This is a genomic window from Pseudomonas sp. P4795 (genome assembly GCF_048822895.1).
Taxonomy (GTDB): Bacteria; Pseudomonadota; Gammaproteobacteria; order Pseudomonadales; family Pseudomonadaceae; genus Aquipseudomonas.
In genome coordinates, this window is the sequence record NZ_JBMFBT010000003.1 from 19,464 (window position 1) to 35,528 (window position 16,065).

Consider the following 16,065-nt stretch of genomic DNA (forward strand, 5'->3'; position numbering starts at 1 on the left):
ACCAAATGCAGATAAGCCACACAGTATGTGGTGCCTGTAGCCCATGCACGACACAAGATATAGACCCCCACTATAAGCGATGACATCCCGTCAGGACACAAGTGAGGGCACCCCATGAACCGAGCAGAAGCATGCCAGCACCTTCCCATGCCTGAGCTAAACAAATTGCTCGATAACTTCAAGATTGACCAAAGAAGCCCCTCAGGCCTCTCTCTCGGATCAAGGCAGGAGGTGGCAGGAACGGAAAGATAGGCCCAGTCGTAAGTAAGGATCGCGAAGGTTACTACCGATTTAAATTCAAAAACTTTCACTACAGAACTAATCGAGTCGTCTTCTTTATGCATACAAGCGAGGACCCTCGACACTTGGTTGTGGACCACATTGATGGCGATATCTCAAACAACCGCGTTGACAATCTACGGTGCTGTACCTACAAAGAAAACTTGCAGAATGCTCGTAAACGCGGAAGGGGCCTCCTACCCAAGGGAATCAGCAAGTTGCCAAATGGTATGTACCGCGCTCAAGTGACAATTGATAGCGGCGTACATTACTTCGATCTTGCGTCACTGCACACGGCGAAGCGCTACTTAGATCAGATTCGCAAGCGATATCACGGTGAATTTGCCAAAAATTGACCGAATTACTGTGTTGACGGCAGCGGCGCATTGCAGGTTGAGCGTTTTTTGGCGAATGGGAGAAATATCGACCTCGCAGGATCGCGTGTGAGTGACGTTGTTTATAACTGTGATGCGCGGGCAGGGGTCATTTTCCTCGTCGCATGAGTGGCGTTTGGCGCGCTTTGCAAAACCACCCACTATAAGCACGACATCCTCACACATTACCTTGGAGAACCCTGATGACCCACCCCGCATTCAATACCGACACATCACGCGACACGACCCCATTCCACACCATCACGTCACTCAACATGGCCGCACTCACCGACCGACCGCGCCGTTTCATTCACCGTGACATATTGAATCTCCTTGCGAAGCTTGCAGACGCTGGGCTTGTTGGCAGTGAAATTGGGGACGGCGGTTTGGCGCGGTGGTTCAATAAGAAAACCGATGTGACTTCTTACTGGGTCGCCGGGGAATACGAATACCTCGATTTACGCAATCGGAAGCAAACAGCCATTTATATCGCTAAGGGCTTCTTGATGATAGTTGCAGGCCGTATCGATTGTGATGTGACGCGTAAGAAATATATTTCTATGATCTAACCAAGCTCAATAATCCGCTCCAACCAATGACACCCATCAAGGGTGCCTGACTGGCGACCGGGGAGAGTGTCTGCATGTCATAAGCCGGTATCTTCCGGTCACTACAAGGTTTGGGGCTCCTTGTATGTGTGGCATGTGGAAGGGGGGCTTTTACCTTAAGATCTTAAAGGGCTTCTTTAAGTCAATCATTGTTTTATTCTTCTAATAGTTATTTGCTTTATCTTAAGGGTACTTAGATGTTTCACCTTGAGCCGGCCATTGAGTTGGGATTGGTCTTCTGACCATGACAATCCCCCCCATCTTAAATGGCAGCCTTACACTGAAGCTGTGCAAGTTTCATAGTTTCAAACGGCGCTCTACGCCACTTCAAAACCACACCTCAATTCGTTATGCCCATTCTTCAGGCGACTGGAAGTATTCAGTTCGTTTGTCTGTGTGTGGGCTTCCAGTCGGTAGAGACTGAACGAGTGGGCATAACCAAAGGAGTCAAACAAACATGAATGTTACCGACAATAAAGCTGAGCTACTGCCTATCGTTATCGAGGGTCATAAATTCGAGCCAGGAGCCGAAGGCCTGTGGAGCCTCAATGAGATTCACCAGACGCTCAGTCTTGCCGAATCCAAGCGGCCATCTGAGTGGCGCAATGCCGTCTCCGTAGAGTTGCGAACCTCCGGAAATTTGCGGAGCTTGGGTGGTAGCGGGACCCTTGCCTCTGAACCGGGTGCTATCGCCTATGCCATGTGGGTCTCGACTGACTTTTACCTGATGGTCGTCCATGCATTCGTGACCATGCGTAATGACGCCATCCTTTCTTCCCGTATGGCCTCGCTTGCGCTGGTCAAAAAGGACAAGCAGTTGGCCGACAACATGCCCAAGGCCGACGCCTTTATGCATAAGGCTGACACTATCGGGCTATCGTGGTCTGAGGCGTGCCGCGCTGCCGGGGTGCAGTTCCCGAGCCTTGCTCAGAGTTACTTGGTCCACGCTAAGCGCTTCACCTCTAAGGACCATCCGACCGAGCATCGCAAGATACTCCGGCCCAAACCCGAGGGCTTCTCTCTGGGTTTCTTTAAGGCCTGTTCAACTGCTTACGGTAACGCTGATGGTTTTCGCGTGACCGCTAAGGGCCTCGTGTGGCTTGAAGAGAAGGCAAAAGAAATCAATGAAGCATGCCGTCAGCGCAATACTGATGCGGCCAAGACGGCCCGCCTCCTGAAAGCTCAGGCCAAGAAACGGGGGGCAATCTAATGTGCGAACCCGTAAGCATCGGCATGGCAGTCGTTGCCATCGCTGGTGCAACTATGAGTGCATCTGAAGGGGCCAAGGCCAAGGGGCAGATGACCGACAACGAACGGAAGCAGCAGAACGAAATCGTCAAGCAAGCGAACTTTGCTGAGAACGATCAGAAGCTTGCCACTGTAGACAAGCAAGACGAAGCACGTCGTCAACTCACAGAGGTGAACCTTCAGACCATCCGAAACCAAGGGATCATCAACGCGGCCATCGGTGAGTCTGGAATGTCCGGCAACTCCATGGACCGCTTGAAGAACTCAGTAGCCAACGATGCGTCCGCCGAGAAGATGAACATCACCGACAACTATGAGCGCGACTATCAAGCCATCTTTGCGAATCGTGTGGGCTCCTCAGAGAACGCTAAGGCGGCTGTACGTGGCCTTGGTGGCGACAACCGCAAGGTGAACAACATCGCTAATGCACTGAATATCGTGTCAGCGGGGGGAAGCGCCTACGTGTCTTCTGGAGGTAAGTTCGGAGCAGGCAATAAGTCAGTCCCTACGACTACCACCACTACGACTAACAACAGTAAAAGCATCAACAATGGAGGGACCCGATAATGCCAATGAATAATGCAATCGCTCAGGCACTGGGCCAATCTGCGCAGACCACTTCAGGCCGTCAAGGCTTCCGTGCGGGTACAGGGATGGGCTATCAAGCCGCCCGAATTGCGAAGCCTGATGCACCAGACTATTCGCTTAGCGATTCCCTCAGGAACTTCGTGCAGGCTGGCAGCGCGACGTTAGGTGCCTATGACTCGATGCGCGACACCCAAGGGAAGGAACGAGCCAATGAGATCATTAGCAAGCTGACCCCCGAGGAGCGCCGAACGGCACGGGAGCAGGGTGTACTGCTCAACCAAGACGACCCCTACGCGATGCGGCATCTGAATGAGCTGACAGGGAGTAACGCGGCTACCGAATTGGATCAGGAGATTCAAAACCTTGTTACGCAGGGGCAGTTCAAGACTCGTACAGAGCTGGATGAATTCCGGGCAACTCGCTTGCAGGAAGGCGCTAAATCCTTCGCGTCGATGAATGGGATTGATCCTGATGACCGCGACTATCAGCGCGGATTCAGCGCGAGTATCACGCAACGTAATGCCGCTGTGGTTGACCAGTTCGGTCGCCGTCAGTCCGAAGAGTTCCAGGTGAATGCGGGTATCCAGTCTCGCAGTGACCTCGGATCGCTTCTATCTGACCCCGGCTTTATGCGAACCCCTGAAGCTGCCACGGTCTTGTCTGGGTACATTAACAAGGGGCTGCATACAGGCATCATCCCGACTACCTCAGCAGCCGTAGAGCTTCTACGCGGCTCTCTTCAGGATGCGACTGCGCGGGATGGTGGGGTTTCCCTACTGAGCAATATCGGCGGGCAACAGTTGAACATCGGCGGCCAGATGGTCCCCGTTATTGACGTGCTCGGCGCTGACCACATGGAGAGCTTACAGGCTCAAGCGGCAAAGTCTGAGCAGACCATGAAGACCGCCCATGTGGAGAAGTTTCAAGGGCAACTGTTAGCGGCTATGAACCACCCTGATATCAATACTGGGCTCTCCATGATTGAGCAGCAACTTGCTCAGACTAAACGCGATACACCTACGGGGGTTATCACACCGGACATTCAGGTCCTCTTGGACCAGCGTGGTGTTCTCCAAGGACGGCAACGTGTAGCAACTGTAAAACTCAACACGGAGACCCTCAAGAACCAACAGTTCGGCGTACAGGTTCAGCAGCTTCTGGGGCAGTACGATAGAAAGCTTGATGGTGAAATGGTCTCAACTGATACGCACCTGATGCCGACTACGGCAGATACGGGTGCGTGGCGGCATGAAGAAGTCCAGGCGTATGCCGCGAACCTCCGACTTGGCCAGATTGAGAAGATGGATCTGTCAGCAGCCGACAAGACGAACATGGTGCTTCAGCTCGTCAAGGTTGACCGCAAGGACGGACCTTTCAGGAAGATCATGGGCGAGTGGGGGGATCAGGCCGAAGAACAGCTACAGGGACTTATAAGCAGTGGGGACACTCAGCGTGATTACCCGGCGCTGACCAGATACCGGGAGCTGGTCAAGGCAGACCCATCAGGCATGGCGATATTAAACCCCGAGCGCGCTGGTATCGCAGCAACCCTTAACGCCTTGGACAGCTTGGGCACTGATGGTATGTCCCTCTTCGTGACCAATGCGCAGATGGACGCAAAGCTGCCTCCAGAGGCTCGTGCAGCTCAGAACAGAGAGTTCTCAACGACCATCCGAGAGTCCCAAAGCGCAATGCAGTACATGCCGGACTCGATGCATGAAATAGCCCTTATGGTCTACAAGGGCCACTTTGCGGCAACAGGCAGTGCAGACGGGGCGAAGGCTGCTACGCAGAAATGGATTGCGGACAACACAGTTGTCTTCAAGGCATCCGGTGGCTCCCAATCGGGGACTGTCTTCAAGTCAGAAATGCTGATGGACCCCGATGATGTCACGTCATGGAAGTCGGGGGCTGAGGCTCTCACCGCAAAACTTGCCGCTGACGATGCGGCCCATCCTGAGTATGGCGGTAAAGGCTCCTTCATCGTCTCCCATAACGGCCAGCTTTTCATACGAAACCTCAACGGCCGAAATGAGCCCCTTTACATGCAAGACATCCGCGACGAGAACGCACGGGCAGTTATTCAGGCACGCGAAGAAGCCAAACGCCGCGAGCAGGAAAACATCAAGCGCTCTCAAGAAGGTTTGGGCTTTTCCAGTGATTACGAAGATACCGAGCGGCAAATCCGTGAATACCAACATACCCATCAGAAACCAAAGTGAGGCCTACGGGCCTCCTTACCCACTTCTAAAAGGAGGCCTTACATGACAACAGATTACGAAAATATCAAAGCCACGGGCACCCAATACGACAACCTGATTCGCGGAGCTGCTGAATCTGAAGGTGTCCGTTACGACCTGCTGCACAAGCAGATTTACAATGAGTCGTCCTTCAAGTCAGACGCAAAGTCCCCTACAGGCCCCTTGGGGCTCGCACAGTTCACCGAGGCCACCGGTCGGGCTTACGGCTTGATGTCCCCAGAAGATCGATTAGACCCCGTGAAGGCCGTCCCTGCGATGGCCCGTCATATGCGAGACCTCATCGATAAATACGACGGTGATGAGCTGACAGCAGCCCTCGCATACAACCAAGGTGAAGGTCCTCTTGGTGCTCCTCAGATTTCAGCTATGCGGGCCGGTGACTTCTCGAAGCTGTCTGCTGAAGGCCGTGGCTACATGGAGAAGCTTCTTGACGTTGCTGTCAGTCAACATCGGGATGCCTTCAAGAGCCTGCTAACGGGACCTGCTGTTATCCCAAGTGCGTCACTTAATCTTGTTGGTCAGCCTATTGAAAAGGGGATGTCTATTGCTGACATGGCACGCCAACAGGGTAAGCCAATCTCTGGTGACGATGAGACAGGCGCATGGGATGGCACCTGGGACGCTACAAAGGCCTCGCTAAAAACATCCGTACTTGGTGCAGCCTTCCGGGGCTACTCGGAGGAAGGTGCGGACCTCGGGACGGTCATGCAGATGATGCGACCTGTATCCCGTATGCACGACAACCCGATGACTGACGAAGACTTCGCGACCCTTGATACTCTTGGTGTGAAGCCAGAATATTACCGTCAGTTCGCATCGGCTGAACGGGAAGAATGGAAGCATATTCTCCCGGTGGTCCTTGATTCCCAAGAGGCTCAAAAGAACTTTGATGCTGCTGGATGGGCCGCAAAGTTCACTGGTGGACTTGTAGGTCTTGCGGGTGATCCACTTACCTATGTGCCGGTGGCTGGCATTACAGGCTCACTCGGTGCCCGTGTAGTGAAAGGTGCTCTCTACGGTGCTGCAACGGGTGTCGCCAGTGAGCACTTGAAGTCCCGCGTGGTAGGCGGTGAGTCAGACTTGGCAATGGCCGCTGCTGGTGGTGCTGTTCTCGGTGGCGCTCTCTCAGGCATCTTCGGGAAGAACATCATGGTCCGTAGTGGCAATGATGCTGCTGCGCACCTGACACCTGCCGCTGAGAATCTGGCAGACCCTTTCGCTGGTCCCACTGTCCGCGCTGAGGCCCGTGCAAGGGCATTCCAAGAGGGTGTTCAGGACCCGACCCTAATGCCTCATACAGACGCTGACGCGACGGTTCAGTACAGCGGTGTGAATGTCCAAGAGGTCCCCTTTGAGCCCGGTGCAGTTCGCTTAGAAGGTGATGGCATCATCTTAGGGGAATCTAACCCACTGAACCCGAAGTCGTCGGAGCGATACGCAAAGGCGAACGGTGGGATCAAGACGATGGGCTTTGAGGAAATTGGCTTTACTCTTCACAGCAGCAACAGCCCTCAAGTGCAGGCCATTGCTAACCAGCTGGTGCGCTCCTCTACGGGGCACGCAGACGGTTCGAATGGACGCTTTGCTATGACCGCGTCAGACACCATGGAGCGTATGCGGGGGCAAATCAACAAGTCCCGTGAGCAGGTTAGTGATACTGCTGACGCGGCCATGGGGTCCAAGTGGTACACGGCGTTCTCTGGGACCCGTAAAGCTGCACGTGAGGTCCTCGACGAGAAGGCAGGTAAGGCCATTGAGGACCGTTCAGGGACTCGACTGGCTGCACTCACACCCGAAGAGCGGGCCTACACAGAAGCTGTAAGGGATCGTACGAAGCTCTTTGAGGGCTGGGCATCCAATCCGGCACAGTTCGGTAATCCCAACGCCAAGCCATTGTTGGCATCTACACGCCACTCTGGTCACTACTTCGCGAGGTTGTATGACAGAGCGCGTAAAGACTGGTACGCGAACGCCATGGGTAGCCGTGAGGCGCTCCATGAGGCCAGTACTGAGGGGTTCATGCGGGACTATCTTACGGACGCTGTGCGGAAGGCTGACATTGACAAGTTTCATACGGACGCAATGGTTCGTGAGGGCCTGCAAGTAACCCCTGAGAGCCTGTACGCCAGAGTCCGCGATCAGGCCAGCAAGGACGCCTACGGGATTACCCATGGGGCAGATCTGCATGCGCAGGTGGCGGACGCTGATGGAGCTTTCAGAGGTTCAGCAGATAACCCTTTCCTTAAGGGCCGTAGCATGTTCGGTACGGGGGCTGAGGTAGACACGCCCGCTGGGAAGTTCTCTGTGGACTCGCTACGGAGCTGGGACGTTGATCGTATTCTTCCAGCGTATGACGCTCGTATGTCCGGCGACATTGCAATCATGGCGTCCACGGGTAAAACCTCTAAGGAACTCCACGCTGATATCAAGGCTCTTTCGGAGACCATCACACCCAAGGAGCGGGAAGCCCTCGATCAGGTTATGAAGATTTTCACCGGGACAGCTCGTAGGGATGGCAAGGACGGCATCGGTGTGGAGGCTATCAGAACGCTAACGGACTCTGCGTTCCTTGGGAAGAACGCCTACATGGCCTTCCAGAACTTCTTGGAGGTTGTCGGTTTGGCCCGGAGAGGCTATGTCGGGATGCTGGCCCACAACGTACCCGGCTTCCGTGACATGTCTTCTGCAAAGTACAGGATGACCGCAAAGGACCTTGATGCTTTTCATGGTTCCGTGTTTGGTCGTGAACTGGATAACTCCATTGCTCCACGGCGGGGAGATATTGAACAGCGTCTCACCGAGAACGGCACAGGAGCTTTTGCGGCTAAAGCGATGTCATGGGTCCGAACAGTGCCCCAGACTGTTGCACGGCACTCACCATTCACCACGGCACTCACTGAGACCACCAACTATCTTCTCGACGCAGGCCGTAAAGGCATTCTTGGCGACATCGTTCGGCACACACTGGCAGGCGGCAAGAGCCCATTTGACAGAATGTTCACCAGCGAGGAGTCCATGTTGCGTTCGGCAAGCATCACACCGGCTCAGTGGGATGGCATCAAGGCACTAATCGGGGAACACATGGAGAAAGCGGGGGATGGAACCTACCGAGTTCGGGACCATCAGGCCTTACAGGCTGATCCCCGGTCCAATGACCTGTACCGCCTCGGGGACCGCTTGGCGGATGAAATCATGATCCGTCCTCACAAGGTGTCCAACCTCGACACGAAGGCCTATGGTCCATTCGTAAAGATGCTGATGCAGTTCAAGTCATTCACCATCAAGTCGCTTAACCAGCGGCTGATGCGTGGGGTACATGAAGCGCGTCTCAACGACCGAGTTTTGGACCAGTCTTTAACGGCTGCTCTGTCGGTAATGCTCTCGGGCGCAGGCTATGCAGCTCAGGCCCATGCGAAGGCTTTTGGAATGGCTGAGAGTGATCGTAAGCGATACCTCGAAGATGCTTTGACCCCTGGAATGTTGGCCTATGCATCGGTGTCGCGTTCTGCGTATGTCGGAGCCCTTCCAAGTGTCGCCAATATGATAGCCGCACCGGCTGGGTTCGATCAGGCTGCGATGGTACGGACGTCGATCCTCCCCGAAACTGCCCGCAAGAAAGACAAGGGTATCACTCCGATTCTTTATGGCATGGGCGGCGGGGATACTTTCGAGGAGATACTAAAGCAGGTCCCAGCAGCGGGCATTGTGAGTAACGCCGGTAAGGTAGCGGTGAACGCTCTTGGGCTCGCTCAGACGGTCAATGACCCTGATAAGGCGCTGCTGTTCCGTACGGGGCTCTACAAGGCTGGCAGGAACTTTGTTCCGAACGACCCTGTAAGTCAGCGCGCTACCGCTGAGCTATTCGAAATGTGGGGCATCGATACCACGAAGTAAAACGCTGTGGATTTTGAAGGGGCCCTTAACGGGTTCCCTTATTTTTCAAAAATGACCACCGCTACAGGCCACGGCCTACAAGGGCTCCAAAACCACCCACTATAACCATAGGGGGGGCTTAAAGTTACTCTTACAGATGACCCTGCGCCTCTCCTCTTAAAGGCGACCTCTGAGGCTGCCCTGTCTGGTAGGTGATTATCACCCCAACCTCAACAACTCAACCCCTCTCTTCCTCACATAGGAGAGCTATGCGATGACTACACGGTGGCTGAACTGTGTCGCTGTACTCCGCACTCTGGCTACCCACCGTGTCACCTACCGATTTCTTGGTCTACTCCTTGTCAGTCTTGGAGTGAGCCAAGGTGGTCCTCTGGTGGAGACTTTCGGGAATGTTGTGTGCGTTCTACTTGTGGCTGTGATGGGTGACCTTGCCGTAGTGCTGGTTGGGCACCTCAGGGGCGGAAAGGATCTGCATCACCCTCACACGCCTTCAAGCGGGCAATAACATTAGGAGAGGTCTTAGCGATGTCGATGAGGCCTGTTCCATTGAGGTAGATATCTAAGGCACCACCCCATTTTGGCGTGATGTCGATGCATCTCCGAAGTCCCTTATCAGTCCACCAATCGAACATCATAAAGAATTTCTCATTCGGGAAAATATGACCAGTATCAAATGTGGCTTGCCCCGGAAGCATCCTTTCTTTATGGATATTGTGCTGCGTGTTCCAGATTAGCCGCAGCTCGTCTGTGCCCTCTTTGGAGTAGTGGACGCGCACGACGGGGGTCGCCACGTACCAGAAAAGCATTGGGAAAATAATGAGTGCCCCAATAACATATCGGGCCTTAATATTTCTCGCATACATGAATTCGGACCCCCTCTCCCCATCCTTCCGGTGAGACTGCAAGCACTGCGTCCATGATTGCTTGTGGCGGGACGCCTCCATGTGGGTAATCGTTGAAGAGTTTGATGCCGATACTAATTGAAAGTCGATCAGGGACATCATCCCAGGCTCGTAGCCCTTCTACGCCTTCAGTAGCATGAGGCCCTTTGAGTCTCTGCTCATCTTTTGCGACAAATATCTGCTCTTCCCACCGTCGAAGCTGATCTGAAACAATTTGCTCGGCCCCAGCACCATCCAGAAGGACGCCTTCGGTGAGTCCGCCAGCCATGCCCACATACCCATAGTGGATGTTCGACCAGATATCGTAGAAGTAGTCGTACTTGCCTTGCCGATGGCGATACCTACCAAACTTCGCATGGATCTTAGGTTTGTGGTCCCAAACTCGGTCCTGACCTACTCGTTCAGTCCAAAGAGCCATTGCAGCCGCACCATTGGCCGCACCAATAGTTTGAGGGCTGGTCGCACCAACTTGGGCATACCAAGGCAGCTCCATTTGCTTGCGGGTCTCCTCCGCAACGTCATAGCTGAGCAGTTCCTTCATCTTTAAGACCGAGGAGTCGTGAATATTACGATTCATCTCGTCTGCAATGTAGGCCGCCAGCTTCTCCATCATGTTCGGATGCGTGCAGCCTTCAGGCCCATCGTTGGGTACAGCTTCTTCCTCAGGCTTCTTATTGGCGGCCTTAGGATCTACCAAAGCGTTCGCTGCTAATGCCTTCTCTTTGAGATTCGGGTCGGCCAACAAGGTCGCCATCTTCTCATCGTCCACTGAGCCATCAGGCCGGAACGCTCCAAGGGCCATAAAGTTGATGATGGTTGCACCGCCAGCGTCACCCATGACGAAGCCACCACCGACATCACTTGACCCCGTGATGACTGTCCCGCCGTGACTGGTTGGGCTCCCTAAGTGGGCCATAGGACGGCCATTCACTTGAATAGAGGGGAAACCTGTAGTGATTACCGCCCCGCAACCACAGGTATCGCCAACACGAGCAGAACCCATAAAGTTGATGTTTACGTCGCCACTTGCAGAAGCAATAGGGGTGGTGCCGTGACCCGGTAATGGGCAGACGTGTTTGTCACCCAGTCGAGCAGAAGAAATCATTGCGTGTCGTCCTTGCGTATTTCGTCCATAGACAATTCCCAGCCTTTAAGCTGGCGCGTGGGAGGCTACCGGAAACCGAAAGGTGGGTCTGTAGGAAAAGTCTCAATGTTGACTTGAATGATCCCTTTAAGAAAATAGCGAAATTTTGGGAGACAGCACCTCAATGCTTTAACGGCCTCAAAGTCCCCCGTAGGCCCTCGCGCCTGAGCCTTATCGTGCGCCTGCATGGGGTCGTTATGGCGCGCACACGCACGCCTCTGGAAGTGGTTCCATTTCGGTGTCAGCAAGGGCCTGTTGGTGTTACAAGTTGGGTATCAAGCTCTGGTACAAACTGTTGGCAAAGGCCTGCTGACCTCGTTACGATGCGGCTACCTGATTCCTTGAAGAGCTATGAGTCGGCGAACAACATCTCACGGCTCTGGCCCATCAGCAGCGCCTGATTACGCTCAGTCACCTCGCGGATGTAATCCCACAACAGGGTGATCCGCTTCAACTTCCTGAGATCCTCGCGGCAGTACATCCAGAACTGCCGGGTGATGTCGATTTCTTCCGGCAGTACCGGCAGCAGGCGCGGATCCTGTGCGGCGAGGAAGCACGGCAGAATCGCCAGCGAACGCCCTTGCTGCGCGGCTACGAATTGCGCGATCACGCTGGTGCTGCGCAAGTTCGCGCTGGCGCCGGGCAGTACGTTGCCCAGATACAGCAGCTCCGAGCTGAACGCCAGATCGTCCACGTAACTGATGAATTGATGCTCGCTCAGGTCGGCTGGGCGGCGGATCGGTGGGTGTTGGTCCAGATAGTCCTGAGTCGCGAACAGCTGCAAACGGTAGTCGCAGAGTTTGCAGCATACATACGGCCCGTGTTCCGGCCGTTCCAGAGCGATGACGATGTCGGCCTCGCGTTTGGACAGGCTGATGAAGTGCGGCAGCGGCAGGATGTCCACCGAGATCGCCGGGTAAGCATCGACGAAATGGCTCAGTTGCGGCGTGATAAAGAAACTGCCGAAGCCTTCGGTGCAGCCCATGCGCACATGCCCTGACAGCGCGACGCCTGAGCCGGACACCTGCTCACAGGCCATGTGCAGCGTGCTTTCAATTGACTCGGCATAACCGAGCAAGCGCTGGCCTTCAGTGGTCAGGACAAAACCGCTGGTGCGTGACTTTTCGAACAGCAAGGTGCCGAGCGCCGCTTCCAGCGAACTGATGCGCCGCGACACGGTTGTGTAATCCACCGCCAGGCGTTTGGCCGCTGTGCTGGCCTTGCGGGTACGGGCGACTTCGAGGAAAAACTTGAGGTCATCCCAGTTCAGCGAACCTAAAGACGTGATGTTTTTTTGCATGATGGACGGGCTTATATGTGCGTACTTATTAGAAGTTTGCACATCTATACTCCAAAAACCGTCCGACAACCAATTCGTGACACACGGCTTTGCTCCCTCGATAAAAACAATTCCAGGAGAACCGCATGAACGCTTCGCTTACGCCTACCGACACCACGATTCAAACCGTCAAGCTGCTGATCAACGGCGAGTGGGTCGAATCCCAGACCAGCGAATGGCACGACATTGTCAACCCGGCGACCCAGCAAGTGCTGGCCAGAGTGCCGTTTGCCACTGCTGATGAAGTCGACGCCGCCATCAGCGCCGCACACCGCGCGTTCCAGACCTGGAAGCTGACACCAATCGGTGCGCGCATGCGCATCATGCTCAAGCTGCAAGCGCTGATCCGTGAGCACTCCAAACGCATCGCCGTGGTGCTGAGCGCCGAGCAGGGCAAAACCATTGCCGACGCCGAGGGCGATATCTTCCGAGGTCTGGAAGTGGTCGAGCATGCGTGCTCCATCGGCAGCCTGCAAATGGGCGAGTTCGCCGAGAACGTTGCCGGCGGCGTTGACACTTACACCCTGCGCCAGCCAATCGGCGTCTGTGCGGGCATCACTCCGTTCAACTTCCCGGCGATGATTCCGCTGTGGATGTTCCCGATGGCGATTGCCTGCGGCAACACCTTTGTACTCAAGCCATCCGAACAGGATCCGCTGTCGACGATGCTGCTGGTGGAGCTGGCAATCGAGGCCGGGGTTCCGGCCGGCGTGCTCAACGTTGTGCATGGCGGCAAGAACGTGGTCGATGGTCTGTGCACGCACAAGGACATCAAGGCGATTTCGTTCGTCGGTTCGACCGCTGTCGGCACCCATGTTTATGACCTGGCCGGTAAACACGGCAAGCGCGTGCAGTCGATGATGGGCGCGAAGAACCACGCCGTGGTGCTGGCCGATGCCAATCGCGAGCAAGCGTTGAATGCCTTGGTCGGCGCCGGTTTCGGTGCGGCCGGTCAGCGTTGCATGGCCACCTCGGTGGTGGTGCTGGTCGGTGCGGCCAAGCAATGGCTGCCGGATCTGAAAGCGCTGGCGCAGAAACTCAAGGTCAATGCCGGTAACGAGCCAGGTACGGATGTCGGTCCGGTGATCTCGAAAAAAGCCAAAGCGCGGATTCTCGATCTGATCGAAAGCGGCATCAAAGAGGGCGCGAAGCTGGAACTGGACGGTCGCGAGATCAGCGTGCCGGGTTACGAAAAAGGCAATTTCGTCGGCCCGACCCTGTTCTCCGGTGTGACCACCGACATGCAGATTTACACCCAGGAAATCTTCGGCCCGGTGCTGGTGGTGCTGGAAGTCGACGCCCTCGATCAGGCCATCGCGCTGGTCAACGCCAACCCGTTCGGCAACGGCACCGGCCTGTTCACTCAGAGCGGCGCAGCGGCGCGTAAATTCCAGACTGAAATCGACGTCGGCCAGGTCGGCATCAACATTCCGATTCCAGTGCCGGTGCCATTCTTCAGCTTCACCGGTTCGCGTGGATCGAAGCTCGGCGACCTCGGCCCGTACGGCAAGCAAGTGGTGCAGTTTTACACCCAGACCAAAACCGTGACGGCGCGCTGGTTCGATGACGACAGCGTCAACGACGGCGTGAACACCACCATCAATCTGCGCTGAGGAACCGGCCATGAAAATCGCATTTATCGGTCTCGGCAACATGGGCGCGCCGATGGCGCGCAATCTGATCAAGGCTGGCCATTCGCTGAACCTGGTCGACCTGAATAAGACTGTATTGGCAGAACTGGAACAACTTGGCGGCAGCATCCGCGCTTCGGCCCGCGAAGCTGCTGAAGACGCAGAACTGGTGATCACCATGCTCCCGGCCGCGGTGCATGTACGCGGGGTCTGGCTCGGTGAAGACGGCGTGCTCGCCGGCATTGGCAAAGGCGTCCCGGCAGTCGATTGCAGCACCATTGATCCGCAGACCGCGCGTGATGTTGCCGCTGCCGCCGCCAAACAAGGCGTGGCCATGGCTGATGCGCCGGTTTCCGGTGGCACCGGTGGCGCGACTGCCGGCACTTTGACGTTCATGGTCGGCGCGACGCCGGAACTGTTCGCCACTCTGCAACCGGTGCTGGCGCAGATGGGCCGCAACATCGTGCATTGCGGTGAAGTCGGCACCGGGCAGATCGCCAAAATCTGCAACAACCTGTTGCTCGCGATCTCGATGGTCGGCGTCAGCGAAGCCATGGCGTTGGGCGATGCGCTGGGGATAGATACCAGCGTGTTGGCCGGCATCATCAATAGCTCGACCGGGCGTTGCTGGAGTTCGGAAATGTATAACCCATGGCCGGGCATCGTCGAAACGGCGCCGGCCTCGCGCGGGTATACCGGCGGCTTCGGTGCCGAACTGATGCTCAAGGATCTGGGGTTGGCCACCGAGGCCGCGCGTCAGGCACATCAACCTGTGATCCTCGGCGCAGTTGCGCAGCAGTTGTATCAGGCGATGAGCCAGCGCGGGGAGGGTGGCAAGGACTTCTCGGCGATCATCAACAGCTACCGCAAGCCGCAGTAACCGCTACCCACGCACAGCAAGATCAGTAGGTGTTGCCGGGAAATCCACACAGGTGATTTCCCGGCTTTTTTGCATCACGCAAACACGAAATATTTGCGTACGGTTTCCACCACTTCCCAAGTGCCTTTCATCCCCGGCTCGACCACGAAGATATCGCCGGCACGCAGATGAATCGGCTCCATCCCGTCCGGGGTGATCACGCAGTAGCCTTCCTGGAAATGGCAGTACTCCCACTTCACATAATCCACGCGCCACTTGCCCGGCGTGCAAATCCACGTGCCCATGATCTTGCTGCCGTCTTCGCTGGTATAGGCGTTGAGATTGACGGTGTGCGGATCGCCTTCGAGCTTTTCCCATTTACAGGCGTCGAGTACCGGTAGCGGATGAGTGTCGCGAAGAACGGTGACAGGTGCGGTGGCAGTCATTGGGAGCTCCGGGCAGTGGGGGTGAGAGATGAGCTCGCACCCTATAGCGCCCGGTCGAAGGTCAATTGTCTGTGCTCGACATTGAGCTGCCCAGAAACGCAGCCTCCTCAAAGATTTTGCAGCGGGCAATCCTCTTCGGCGTCTTCCAGCGTCAATTCGAACGCCACCAGTTGCGCGTGTTGGCGCGACAGCGTGGCGAGCTGCTCGCTGAGCTCGCGTTTCTTGTCTTCGATGGCTTGTCGGGCCACGGCCCAAGGGATGGTTTTACCGCGATGCGGGGCGAAGATTTCCTGCAACTCGCGAAGCCTGAAACCCAGCGCTTTTGCGCATTTTATGAAGCGCAGCCGCTCGACGCTCTGCAGGTCATAGAGGCGGTAGTTGCCTTTGCGTTGAGCGGGCGCAAGCAGGCCGATCGCCTCGTAATGGCGGATGGTCTTGACCGTGGTGCCGGAGCGTTCGGCGGCTTCGCTGATGTACATCCAGGATCCCTCT

Annotated in this window: 14 protein-coding genes; 9 read left to right on the forward strand and 5 right to left on the reverse strand. The window is 55.7% G+C overall.

Features of this window, described 5'->3' with window-relative positions:
- Positions 1–248 precede the first annotated feature (248 nt).
- From ACOI8A_RS08680 to ACOI8A_RS08710, 7 genes are all read left to right on the forward strand, one after another.
- Positions 249–635 (forward strand): HNH endonuclease, encoded by a 387-nt coding sequence (locus ACOI8A_RS08680; protein WP_420651563.1) that lies wholly within the window; start codon positions 249–251, stop codon positions 633–635.
- Positions 636–856: 221 nt separating this feature from the next.
- Positions 857–1,222: a hypothetical protein gene (locus ACOI8A_RS08685; RefSeq protein ID WP_420657746.1), complete on the forward strand. Its 366-nt coding sequence runs from the start codon at positions 857–859 to the stop codon at positions 1,220–1,222.
- A 496-nt stretch (positions 1,223–1,718) separates the two neighbouring features.
- Complete coding sequence (locus ACOI8A_RS08690) at positions 1,719–2,471, forward strand: hypothetical protein (RefSeq protein ID WP_420651550.1); 753 nt, start codon at positions 1,719–1,721, stop codon at positions 2,469–2,471.
- Positions 2,471–3,076, forward strand: coding sequence for a virion core protein, T7 gp14 family (locus tag ACOI8A_RS08695; RefSeq protein ID WP_420651551.1), 606 nt, complete (start codon positions 2,471–2,473; stop codon positions 3,074–3,076). The genes ACOI8A_RS08690 and ACOI8A_RS08695 overlap by 1 nt, the downstream gene beginning before the upstream one ends.
- Positions 3,076–5,319, forward strand: coding sequence for a hypothetical protein (locus tag ACOI8A_RS08700; protein WP_420657747.1), 2,244 nt, complete (start codon positions 3,076–3,078; stop codon positions 5,317–5,319). The genes ACOI8A_RS08695 and ACOI8A_RS08700 overlap by 1 nt, the downstream gene beginning before the upstream one ends.
- A 42-nt stretch (positions 5,320–5,361) precedes the next feature.
- Complete coding sequence (locus tag ACOI8A_RS08705) at positions 5,362–9,252, forward strand: transglycosylase SLT domain-containing protein (RefSeq protein ID WP_420651553.1); 3,891 nt, start codon at positions 5,362–5,364, stop codon at positions 9,250–9,252.
- 253 nt (positions 9,253–9,505) lie between these two features.
- On the forward strand, positions 9,506–9,757 hold the full coding sequence (locus ACOI8A_RS08710) for a gp19.5 family protein (RefSeq protein WP_420651554.1): 252 nt from the start codon (positions 9,506–9,508) through the stop codon (positions 9,755–9,757).
- On the opposite strand, the gene ACOI8A_RS08715 is transcribed toward ACOI8A_RS08710, so the two are convergent.
- From ACOI8A_RS08715 to ACOI8A_RS08725, 3 genes are all read right to left on the reverse strand, one after another.
- Positions 9,705–10,115, reverse strand: a complete 411-nt coding sequence (locus tag ACOI8A_RS08715) for a hypothetical protein (protein WP_420651059.1) — start codon at positions 10,113–10,115, stop codon at positions 9,705–9,707. The two genes, ACOI8A_RS08710 and ACOI8A_RS08715, sit on opposite strands and share 53 nt — an antisense overlap.
- Positions 10,096–11,259, reverse strand: coding sequence for a polymorphic toxin type 44 domain-containing protein (locus ACOI8A_RS08720; RefSeq protein WP_420651060.1), 1,164 nt, complete (start codon positions 11,257–11,259; stop codon positions 10,096–10,098). Before ACOI8A_RS08720 ends, ACOI8A_RS08715 begins: the two co-directional genes overlap by 20 nt.
- Before the next feature lie 388 nt (positions 11,260–11,647).
- Positions 11,648–12,598: a LysR family transcriptional regulator gene (locus ACOI8A_RS08725; protein WP_420651061.1), complete on the reverse strand. Its 951-nt coding sequence runs from the start codon at positions 12,596–12,598 to the stop codon at positions 11,648–11,650.
- Between the two features lie 125 nt (positions 12,599–12,723).
- Here ACOI8A_RS08725 and ACOI8A_RS08730 point away from each other — a divergent pair, with 125 nt between their 5' ends.
- Entirely contained in the window at positions 12,724–14,250 is a 1,527-nt protein-coding gene (locus ACOI8A_RS08730; protein WP_420651062.1) for a CoA-acylating methylmalonate-semialdehyde dehydrogenase, read from the forward strand.
- 10 nt (positions 14,251–14,260) lie between these two features.
- Entirely contained in the window at positions 14,261–15,148 is an 888-nt protein-coding gene (mmsB, locus tag ACOI8A_RS08735) for a 3-hydroxyisobutyrate dehydrogenase (protein ID WP_420651063.1), read from the forward strand.
- Positions 15,149–15,222: 74 nt separating this feature from the next.
- Here mmsB and ACOI8A_RS08740 read toward each other — a convergent pair whose 3' ends face one another.
- On the reverse strand, positions 15,223–15,573 hold the full coding sequence (locus tag ACOI8A_RS08740; protein ID WP_420651064.1) for a cupin domain-containing protein: 351 nt from the start codon (positions 15,571–15,573) through the stop codon (positions 15,223–15,225).
- Positions 15,574–15,680: 107 nt separating this feature from the next.
- Positions 15,681–16,052, reverse strand: coding sequence for a MerR family transcriptional regulator (locus tag ACOI8A_RS08745; protein WP_420651065.1), 372 nt, complete (start codon positions 16,050–16,052; stop codon positions 15,681–15,683).
- Positions 16,053–16,065: the final 13 nt, after the last annotated feature.